Origin of the sequence: Paenibacillus sp. 3LSP (assembly GCF_032465655.1) — a bacterium.
Classification (GTDB): domain Bacteria; phylum Bacillota; class Bacilli; order Paenibacillales; family Paenibacillaceae; genus Fontibacillus; species Fontibacillus barengoltzii.
The window spans coordinates 1-5683 of sequence record NZ_JAWDJI010000147.1; the positions used below are offsets into that span (position 1 = coordinate 1).

Below are 5683 nucleotides of genomic sequence, written 5' to 3' on the forward strand. Positions count from 1 at the left end.
AACAAGGGGTTATACCCCAAGAGCAAACCACCCGTTGGACGGGTGGTTATGATTTTTGGGAACGATTTGCTAATCGCGCAGCGCATAAGGGAATCAGACCGGGGAGAAAATGATACGCGAGGTGATCAATATGCCAAATGGGGAAAAACCCATAGTTAAATGTAGCGTATCCAACTGCACCTATTGGGGAGAGAAAAACGTGTGCAATGCCGACGTCATTATGATCGATGTCGACCAGCATGCGAAGAACCATTATTCGGCGGAGTTCGCTGGTGAATCGTTTGATACGGAACACCAAGATGCTGCTGCATCGTCCGCTTCCACTTGCTGCCATACGTTTAAACCGAAGTCCAAATCGTCGTAAGGAAAACACATTTCACGGAGGTGCTTCAGATGACGGATACCAAATCAGACAAACCGCACAAAAAGTCGGCCGAAAAGAGCCGCACCGACTACCCGCGTAAAGTGAACCGTGAGCACCGTGAGGAGTATGCGGCCGAGGTTACCCCGGCCGGGACGTACAGCGGTAACGTGATCCGCAGTGAAAGATCCGAAGAATCTCACGATGCTGTAGGTAACAACGATACGGCAGGACGCACCGTTGGTTATGTCGGCGTGGGTTTAGGGATCGCCTCATTGTTCTTTTGGTCGATTATTCTGGGGCCGCTGGCTGCGGTTATGGGCTTCTATGCCTACAGCCAAGGCAACAAAACATCCGGGGCTTGGGCGATCGGCCTGGGGCTCGTATCCACGTTAAGCTACTTTGTACTGATGCCATTTACTCGCTAACCGACGTCCGATGGGGCTGCGGAAGCGCTGGAATCATGACCGTCATACTAACCGGCTAACGCCATCTTTAAGGCGTTGGCCTTTTCTTTTCTGCAGCTTTTATCGAAAAAGGGTGGTATGCGTCGCGGATTGCGTGTAAAATATAGGCATTGAACTAGTTATTCCTCGATAAGGAGCTTATTACGCATGCAAATCGATCCGCGAACGGTGGAACAGCTGATTCAGCTTCAGTCTTTAAATCCATTAAATTTGCAACAATCGTCATCTGAACGAGCAACCGGGGATATGGACGGCTCGTTGTTTGATATATTGCTTCAGGAAATGATGTTGGCTGAGCAGGGCGAGAGATCTTTGCCTGAGACCGGCTCCAGTGTTGATACTCAAGCTTTATTAGCATCGCTTCAAGGGTATCTATATTCTGCGGGGATCGACGGCGGAGATTCGTTAGACGCAGCCTCTTTTGCAGAGCTGCTTCCGAATTACTTAACGGCCGCTGCGGCAGCGACAGTAGGGGATGTTCCGGGGCAAGCCGCGGAGGTTACCGCTGACTTGCAGTCTTTGATTGCCGAAGCTAGTTCGCGATATGGCGTGCCGGAGAGTCTGATCAAAGCGGTCATTGCGACGGAATCCTCCTTTAATCCGCAGGCGGTATCGTCCGCCGGAGCCAAAGGGCTGATGCAGTTGATGGACGCAACGGCGAAAGGGCTGGGAGTCAGCGACCCGTTTGATCCTGCGCAGAATATTGATGGCGGCACCAAATATTTGTCATATCAAATCCACCGTTACGGCGGGGATATTAAAACGGCTCTTGCGGCCTACAACGCTGGACCAGGCAGACTGCAACAGCTGGGCATCAGCAACGATGAGCAACTGATGGAGAAGTTCCACTTATTGCCGCAGGAGACGCAAGGCTATATTGCCAAGATTATGCGAGCGCAAGCGAAATACGAGGCTTAATTTGGTTATAAAATTGAGAAGTACATGATTCGAAAGATCAAATGGAAAACGCTCCGATCGCGGTGATTTCGGGAATACGCGTTTTTCATTTGATCTTTTTTGAGATGAAGGTGAACCTAATGATCTATTTTGACCATGCGGCGACGACCCCGCCCTATGAGGACGTCACCAAGACTGTAGCAGAAGTAATGGCAAGGCACTATGGCAACCCGTCTTCATTACACCGGCTGGGCGAAGATAGTGCAAAGCTGTTGGACAAAGCAAGGGAGGTAAGCGCCGCTGCACTAGGCGTTCAACCTCGGGAAATCGTATTTACCGGCGGGGCGACGGAAAGCAACAATATGGCCATTAAAGGGGTTGCCCTCCAGTTTATCGAACGGGGCAAACATTTAATCACAACGGCAACGGAGCATCCGTCTGTACTCGAGAGTGTCAAGCAGTTGGCCTCATGGGGCTGGGAAACGACGATTCTTCCGGTTGACGAGAATGGAGGCGTGACCGTCAAGCAGGTGCAGGAAGCGTTGCGTCCAGATACCGTGTTGGTGACGATCATGCATGTGAACAACGAAACTGGGACCATACAGCCGGTGGAGGAAATCGGCCGCATGCTGAAAGCGACTGCCCCTAGGGTGCTGTTTCATGTAGACGGCGTTCAGGGCTTTGGCAAGCTGCCCTTGTCGTTGAATGACAGCGGAATTGATTTATACAGCCTGTCTGCGCACAAACTAAGAGGACCCAAAGGGGTAGGCCTGCTGTACGTCCGCGAAGGGCTTCGGCTTGCGCCGCTGCTGGCTGGCGGCGGACAGGAGGGCGGCTATCGTTCAGGTACGGAGAACATTCCTTATATCGTGGCTTTCGCGAAGGCGTTACGTCTGGCGAAGGAAGGCCGCGAGACTCGGGCAACCAAGCTGTATGGCTTGCGTGAGCGTCTGATGAAGGGGCTTGCAGAATTACCGGAGCTTGTGGTCAACTCTCCGGCGCAAGGCGCGCCGCATATTGTGCATTTCTCTTATCCGGGGATGAAAGCTGAGGCGTTGCTGCACATGCTGGAGGAAGAAGGTTTTTTCGTATCTACCCGCTCAGCTTGTTCTTCCAAGCGAAGTGAACCAAGCCGTATTCTGCTCGCTATGGGCAAAACGAAGGAAGTTGCCTCGTCCGGCATTCGGATCAGTCTAGGCGAGGAACATGAAGAACGAGACATTGACGCCCTGCTTGCCGCGTTGCAACGAAGTGTGAAGCGGCTGCAGGCTTTACGATAGGAGAGAAACGTTAAAATGGAATATGATATGCTGCTGCTCCGTTTTGGAGAAATCACCCTTAAGGGGCGAAACCGCTCACGCTTCGAGCAAGTGATTCACAATCATGTCAAAGCACTGATGCATAAATTTCCCCGGGCGCAAGTCATCAAAGAATATGGAAGAATTTTTATTGCCATCAACGGAGAGCCGCTAGAGCCGATGATTGCGGAGATGAAGAACGTGTTTGGCGTAACTTCGATGTCTCCCATCAAAGTTGTCCCCTCCCGGTTGGAAGATATTCTGCAGACGGGAGTTGATTTCATTAACGAACTGGGGCCGGCCCCGGGAACGAAGTTTAAAGTGACTGCCCGCCGGATCTGGAAGGCATTCCCTCACTCGTCGCATGAAATGAACAGACTGGTCAGCACTCCTATCCTGAACGCCAACCCCGAACTTAAGGTGGACGTTCATCACCCCGAAGTGGATCTGCGTGTGGAGATTCGGGAGCAGGGTACGTATTTGTTCTGTGAAGTGATCCCGGGGGCAGGAGGATTCCCGCTCGGCTCAAACGGTAAAGCCATGCTGCTCTTGTCCGGTGGAATCGACAGTCCGGTTGCCGGTTGGTCGGCGCTGCGTCGCGGATTGGAAATCGAATGCGTTCATTTCCACAGCTATCCTTTTACGAGTAAAAAAGCCGAGCAGAAGGTCATTGATTTAGCCCAAGTGTTAGCTAGGTATTCCGGCTTCATCAAGCTGCACCTCGTGCCGTTTACTGAAATTCAAACGAAGCTGGCACAGACCGGTCAGGATAACTTGATCATCACGATGATGCGAAGAGCGATGCTGCGCATTGCCACGAAGCTGGCGGAACGGAATGGCGCCTTGGCTCTGGTCACCGGAGACAGCTTGGGCCAAGTAGCCAGCCAAACGTTGTCCAGCATGAATGCGATCGGACGCGTAACGAATCTGCAAATACTTCGGCCGTTGGTGATGACCGACAAAGTGGATATCATTGCTTTGGCGCAGCAGATTGGCACGTACGACTTGTCGATTTTGCCCTATGAAGATTGTTGTACGTTATTTGTTCCGAAATCTCCAGCAACCAACCCGAATCTGCGAGTCCTGGAGAATGTGGAGCGTTCGCTGACGGATTTGGATGAAATGATTGACAAAGCGGTCGAGGATACAGAAACGATCTTTATCCGCCCTGGGCGCACCATTAAGCGACGGGAGAACACAGAGGATAATGTCGTTCAGGAAAGCTGGTTCTAACTATAAAAAGAAACCCGCCAGGCCAATTCAAATGGCTTTCGGCGGGTTTTACTGTTTCTAGCGGGTTGCCGGATGTGTCTGAGCTCCTTCAGTTTCTTTGCGCTGTTGGCGCTTCTTCATGTAACCCGCTAACAGTACGGCGGCGATTACAATGGCGATCAGTAGATAACGAAGAGCTGGATTCTCTTCGAAGAAATTGACGAAATGGCGTTCCTCGGTAATCATATTGGCGGCGGTGTAGGCAAGCACGGCAGCGCCAAGATAAGCGATCCAAGGGAACTTGTCCAACAGTTTAATAAACAAAGTACTACCCCAAACAACGATCGGGACGCTGATCAGCAGGCCGATGACCACCAGCACCATATGCTGCTTGGACGCCCCTGCGACGGCAATGACGTTGTCGAGCCCCATGGCAGCGTCAGCAATGATAATGGTACGAATTGCCGGCCATAGCTTGTCCTTGGCTTCAATGTTGTCATGACCGCCTTCATCTGCCAGCACTTTGTAGGAGATAAAGATTAGCAACAACCCGCCTATGGCTAGCAGCCAAGGGATTTGCAACAACCATACAACAATCAGCGTTGCTGCGATTCTTAGCACAACGGCACCGATTGTACCGTATAGGATAGCTTTCTTCTGTACCGTGTGGGGCAGCTTTCGTGCCGCCATCCCGATGACGATGGCATTATCACCCGCTAAAATGAGATCGATAAAAACAATATTGATCAGAGCGAGAAAAAATGCAGCACTAAATAAGTCCACGTTATGTCACTTCCTCTATAGACGTATATACGTATTAAATCGCCAAAAAGATTCATTTGTCCAGAGATGTTTTTATAAAGTGGCATAGCTTGGCTACATCCCTCATACAAGTTGTAGGGGGAGGGATGAGCTTGGAACATTTGCTGCTGTTATCAGAAATTTTAATCATCAATCTCGTACTCAGCGGCGATAACGCCGTTGTTATAGCTATGGCAAGCAAGAATTTGCCGCTCAAACAACGTAAGCGGGCGGTATGGTGGGGGGCATTGGGAGCCGTACTGTTGCGTTGCGTTTTGACCTGGGTAGCCGTGTTACTGTTGAAAATCCCGTTTATTCATGCGGCAGGCGGCGTGCTGCTGGCTGCGATTGCCGTGAAGCTGCTGCTGCCGCAGGAGGAACACTCCCGCGTGGCGGGCGCAAGCTCATTATGGAAGGCGGTGCAGACGATTCTCGCCGCCGATTTTATTATGAGCTTGGATAACGTGCTGGCAATCGCTGCACTGGCAGAAGGCGATGTGTCGATTCTTGTGATCGGGATCGCCATCAGCATTCCGATCGTGGTCTGGGGCAGCAATCTGATCGCCGATTGGCTGCAGCGTCTGCCGATCCTCGTTTATGCCGGAGCAGGCATACTCGGATACACTGCCGGAGATATGCTGCTGCAG

At 51.5% G+C, this 5683-nt stretch carries 7 protein-coding genes; 6 read left to right on the forward strand and 1 reads right to left on the reverse strand.

Annotated elements, in window-relative coordinates:
• Positions 1-199 precede the first annotated feature (199 nt).
• The 5 genes from RW092_RS12405 (at position 200) to thiI (ending at position 4256) form a co-directional block, all read left to right on the forward strand.
• The gene (locus RW092_RS12405) at positions 200-364 is read left to right on the forward strand and encodes a DUF1540 domain-containing protein (RefSeq protein ID WP_316010343.1); all 165 of its coding nucleotides are present in this window, start codon (positions 200-202) and stop codon (positions 362-364) included.
• A 29-nt stretch (positions 365-393) separates the two neighbouring features.
• Positions 394-789 carry a hypothetical protein gene (locus tag RW092_RS12410; RefSeq protein WP_016311474.1) on the forward strand — a complete coding sequence of 132 codons (396 nt, stop codon included), beginning with the start codon at positions 394-396 and terminating at the stop codon, positions 787-789.
• A 186-nt stretch (positions 790-975) separates the two neighbouring features.
• Positions 976-1746, forward strand: a complete 771-nt coding sequence (locus tag RW092_RS12415) for a lytic transglycosylase domain-containing protein (protein WP_016311475.1) — start codon at positions 976-978, stop codon at positions 1744-1746.
• Positions 1747-1865: 119 nt separating this feature from the next.
• A complete protein-coding gene (locus RW092_RS12420) occupies positions 1866-3005 on the forward strand; it encodes a cysteine desulfurase family protein (protein WP_316010346.1) in 1140 nt (379 codons plus the stop codon).
• Between the two features lie 15 nt (positions 3006-3020).
• Positions 3021-4256, forward strand: a complete 1236-nt coding sequence (gene thiI / locus RW092_RS12425; protein WP_016311477.1) for a tRNA uracil 4-sulfurtransferase ThiI — start codon at positions 3021-3023, stop codon at positions 4254-4256.
• Positions 4257-4313: 57 nt separating this feature from the next.
• Here thiI and RW092_RS12430 read toward each other — a convergent pair whose 3' ends face one another.
• A complete protein-coding gene (locus RW092_RS12430) occupies positions 4314-5018 on the reverse strand; it encodes a TerC family protein (RefSeq protein ID WP_316010344.1) in 705 nt (234 codons plus the stop codon).
• 131 nt (positions 5019-5149) lie between these two features.
• On the opposite strand from RW092_RS12430, the gene RW092_RS12435 reads away from it, so the two are divergent.
• Positions 5150-5683, forward strand: a 534-nt coding sequence (locus tag RW092_RS12435) for a TerC family protein (protein ID WP_316010345.1), incomplete at its 3' end; no start/stop codon positions are given.